General features: G+C 58.6%; 1 protein-coding gene. It reads right to left on the bottom strand.

The window, feature by feature from the left end:
- Positions 1–278: 278 nt before the first annotated feature.
- The gene (locus tag ROG8370_RS19800; protein ID WP_085828825.1) at positions 279–1,301 is read right to left on the bottom strand and encodes an IS110 family RNA-guided transposase; all 1,023 of its coding nucleotides are present in this window, start codon (positions 1,299–1,301) and stop codon (positions 279–281) included.
- Positions 1,302–1,391: the final 90 nt, after the last annotated feature.

The following is a 1,391-nucleotide window of genomic DNA, read 5'->3' as shown; positions in this document are numbered from 1 at the left end:
GGTGCTGCCATTTGTGGACGGCTCCTGTTTTGCAAGGGTTAATTTGAGCTGATGTTGATCGTCGCAGGTTGCGGTCATTTGTCCGGCCTGTTTGCGCGGTGTATGTGACCGCTGGCCTTGATGAAGTCCGCATGCCGGGTCCCAATCAGACTAACGAGGTTTGAACCCCAGGCAGCACCTCGGGGTGTCCCGGCAGCGGTCCCGTTTGATCATCATCACTCACTTCTGCCCTTGCATCTCTTTGCGGCGATGTCAGTCGCCGTAATCTTCTCTTGTGCTCAGATGGCCAATTTTGCTTTGTAATTTTCTCCCTTTGCTAGCAAAGCCCAGGCGGTTCGGGCGGTCTTGTTGGCGATGGCGACGGTGACGAGCCGCGTTGGCTTGCGCTCGAGAAGCGATCTGACCCAGACGCCCGTTCGCGTGTTATTGGAAGCTGCTCGCCGGGTCACTGAAGTTGCGCCAACCACCAGCAGCCGACGCAGGTAGCCGTTGCCCATCTTCGATATATGCCCAAGACGGTCCTTGCCGCCTGATGAGTTCTGTCTCGGCACAAGACCCAGGTAGGCCGCGAACTGTCGGCCGGATTTGAACACGGCTGGATCGGGCACGCTGGCCGTGAGCGCTGTGGCGGTGATGATGCCTACACCGGGGATCGTTTCGAGCCGCTGGCTCGCAGCATTCTGCCGATGCCATGCCAGCAGTTGCTGTTCGATAGCCCGCACCCTGGTAGCCAGACTCTCAAGTTGTTCCGCCAAGGCGAAGAGCGCCGACTGGGCGACCTCCGACAGTCCCAGATTGCCATCATCACGAAGGCGAGCGACAAGTTCGATTACTTTGCGTGGCCCCTGCGGCGCAATGATCCCGAACTCCGCGAAGTGTGCCCGGATCGCATTCAGGATCATCGTGCGCTGCCGCATCAGAAGATCGCGCGACCGGTGCAGGACCAGGACACTCTGCTGTTCCTTGGTCTTCACTGGAACAAACCGCATGTTCGGCCGGGTGACAGCCTCGCAGATCGCCTCAGCGTCGGCCACGTCGTTCTTCTGCCGCTTCACATATGGTTTCACGTACGCCGGAGGGATCAGCCGGACTTCGTGACCAAGCGCCGCAATCTCACGCGCCCAATGATGCGATGTGGCACAGGCCTCAATGCCGATCAAGCAGGGATCCAACTGATCGAGAAAGCTGAGCACGGCGCCACGCCGCAGCTTCTTTTGCAAAATAACCGTGCCATCAGCATCAACCCCGTGGAGTTGAAAGACGGACTTGGCGATGTCGATCCCGAGTGTTGTAATAGTCATGTGGATGGCTCCTTCTCTCTGTTGGTTGCAAACAGCACCAGCATGGCACATTGAGATGCCGTTCGGGTGGAGCCGTCCACACCATCAGAC

It is taken from the genome of Roseovarius gaetbuli (genome assembly GCF_900172365.1).
GTDB classification, from domain to species: domain Bacteria; phylum Pseudomonadota; class Alphaproteobacteria; order Rhodobacterales; family Rhodobacteraceae; genus Roseovarius; species Roseovarius gaetbuli.
Note: the sequence above shows the minus strand (reverse complement) of the source record. Positions and strands in the feature narration are given on the sequence as shown.